1 tRNA gene and 2 rRNA genes (1 of these 3 only partly in view) are annotated in these 2755 nt (G+C 57.4%); all 3 read left to right on the top strand.

What is annotated here, in order from left to right:
• Window positions 1–781 (top strand): 16S ribosomal RNA (locus ACFR9S_RS13120); the annotation flags it as partial.
• 145 nt (window positions 782–926) lie between these two features.
• A tRNA-Ala gene (locus tag ACFR9S_RS13115) sits at window positions 927–998 on the top strand.
• A gap of 227 nt (window positions 999–1225) precedes the next feature.
• Window positions 1226–2755: ribosomal RNA gene (locus tag ACFR9S_RS13110) — 23S ribosomal RNA — on the top strand; it runs 1320 nt beyond the window's last position.

The raw sequence follows: 2755 nt of genomic DNA, 5'->3' as shown, positions 1-2755 counted from the left end.
ACAGTGAGGGACGAAAGCTGGGGTCTCGAACCGGATTAGATACCCGGGTAGTCCGAGCTGTAAACGATGTCTGCTAGGTGTGGCACTGGCTACGAGCCAGTGCTGTGCCGTAGGGAAGCCGTGAAGCAGACCGCCTGGGAAGTACGTCCGCAAGGATGAAACTTAAAGGAATTGGCGGGGGAGCACTACAACCGGAGGAGCCTGCGGTTTAATTGGACTCAACGCCGGACATCTCACCAGCATCGACAGCAGGAGTGACGATCAGGTTGATGACCTTATCAGACCTGCTGAGAGGAGGTGCATGGCCGCCGTCAGCTCGTACCGTGAGGCGTCCTGTTAAGTCAGGCAACGAGCGAGACCCGCACTCCTAATTGCCAGCAACACCCTCGTGGTGGTTGGGTACATTAGGAGGACTGCCAGTGCCAAACTGGAGGAAGGAACGGGCAACGGTAGGTCAGTATGCCCCGAATGTGCTGGGCAACACGCGGGCTACAATGGCCGAGACAGTGGGAAGCAACCCCGAAAGGGGACGCTAATCTCCGAAACTCGGTCGTAGTTCGGATTGAGGACTGAAACTCGTCCTCATGAAGCTGGATTCGGTAGTAATCGCCGTTCAGAAGACGGCGGTGAATACGTCCCTGCTCCTTGCACACACCGCCCGTCAAAGCACCCGAGTGGGGTCCGGATGAGGCCCTGTCACCAGGGTCGAATCTGGGCTCCGCAAGGGGGCTTAAGTCGTAACAAGGTAGCCGTAGGGGAATCTGCGGCTGGATCACCTCCACAGACCGGGACTGAGGCGTCGCCTCAGCCCACCAGCGGTTTCGCACGTTCGATCGACCATCGGTTGGCCGATCGGGCACCTTTGAACTGTCAAGGCTAACACCCAACCTCGCTCTCTGCCGAGCCATTCTCGGCTTGGCAGAGGTGGGCCCATAGCTCAGTGGTAGAGTGCCTCCTTTGCAAGGAGGATGCCCAGGGTTCGAATCCCTGTGGGTCCATCTCTCGGGTTAGATCGATCCGAATCGTGCCCCTTAAGTGGGGCCGACGACTTCGATCTAATCCGAAGCTAACCGATGCACCACCCCGCGCAAGCGTGGGTGGGAAGGGTTAATGCACGCTTGCAGTCACAAGCGTTGCAGATGAGACCGTGTGTACGTGTAGTCCAGGCGTCCACTGGACCCGTTCCCGGGTCACTATACCGTTGCATTCCGCAACGTAGATCCGATGAACGTGGCTACTGTGCCAGCTGGTGGATCGCTCGGCTTGAGAGCTGAAGACGGACGTGCCAAGCTGCGATAAGCCTGAGGGAGCCGCACGGAGGCGAAGAACTCAGGATCTCCGAATGGGAATCCCCACCGCAATTGCTTCGCGCAATGGGGAACGCCGGGAATTGAAACATCTCAGTACCGGCAGGAAAAGAAAACGTAATCGTGATGTCGTTAGTAATGGCGAATGAACGCGATCCAGTCCAAACCGAAGCCCTCACGGGCAATGTGGTGTTCGGACTGACTTTCAGCAGCAGAACCTCTTCGCGAAGTCTCCTGGAATGGAGTACGAAACAGGGTGACAGTCCCGTACCGAAGAGAAGTATGCTGTGCGCCAGTTCTAGAGTAGCGGGGGTTGGATATCCCTCGTGAATATCCCAGGCATCGACTGGGAAGACTAAACACTCCTCAAGACCGATAGCGAACAAGTAGCGTGAGCGAACGCTGAAAAGCACCCCGAGAAGGGAGGTGCAATAGGGCGTGAAATCAGTTGGCGATAGAGCGACGGGGCTTACAAGGTCCCGACCAAAACGACCGTAGCGCGAGCTACTAGTAGGACGGTCGGGAAGCCGAAGTTCCGTCGTACGTTTTGAAAAACGAACCAGGGAGTGTGCCTGTTTGACGAGTCTAACCGGATTATCCGGGAAGGCGTAGGGAAACCGACATGGCCGCAATGCTTTGCATGAGGGCCGCCGTGTTCAAGCGCGGGGAGTCAAACGGGCACGACCCGAAACCGGATGATCTAGGCGTGGGCAGGGTGAAGCGTGCCGAAAGGCACGTGGAGGCCCGTTAGGGTTGGTGTCCTACAATACCCTCGCGTGACCTATGTCTAGGGGTGAAAGGCCCATCGAATCCGGAAACAGCTGGTTCCGACCGAAACATGTCGAAGCATGACCTCCGCCGAGGTAGTTCGTGGGGTAGAGCGACGGATTGGGGGACCGCACTCCGAGAGGAGTGCGCCCCCCTGTCCAACTCCGAACCTACGAACGCCGTTCGACGCGGGGAGTCCGGTGCACGGGGTAAGCCTGTGTACCGTGAGGGAGACAACCCAGAGCTGGGTTAAGGTCCCCAAGTGTGGACTAAGTGCGATCGAAGGTGGTCCCGAGCCCTAAACAGCCGGGAGGTGAGCTTAGAAGCAGCTACCCTCTAAGAAAAGCGTAACAGCTTACCGGCCGAGGTTCGAGGCGCCGAAAATGATCGGGGCTCAAATCCACCACCGAGACCTAGCGGCACCACTCACACTGGTGATCTTGTAGGTCGGCGTTCTGTTCGGGTGGAAGCACGGGAGAGATCTCGTGTGGACCGTTCAGTAACGAAAATCCTGGTCATAGTAGCAGCGTTAGTCGGGTTAGAACCCCGACGGCCGAACGAGTAAGGGTTCCTCAGCAATGCTGATCAGCTGAGGGTTAGCCGGTCCTAAGTCCGACCGTAAGTCGAATCGGACAACAGGGAAATAGGTTAATATTCCTATGCCAGTGTGCACTCAAAGC

The organism is Halolamina salina, assembly GCF_042678005.1.
GTDB classification, from domain to species: Archaea; Halobacteriota; Halobacteria; order Halobacteriales; family Haloferacaceae; genus Halolamina; species Halolamina salina.
Note: the sequence above shows the minus strand (reverse complement) of the source record. Positions and strands in the feature narration are given on the sequence as shown.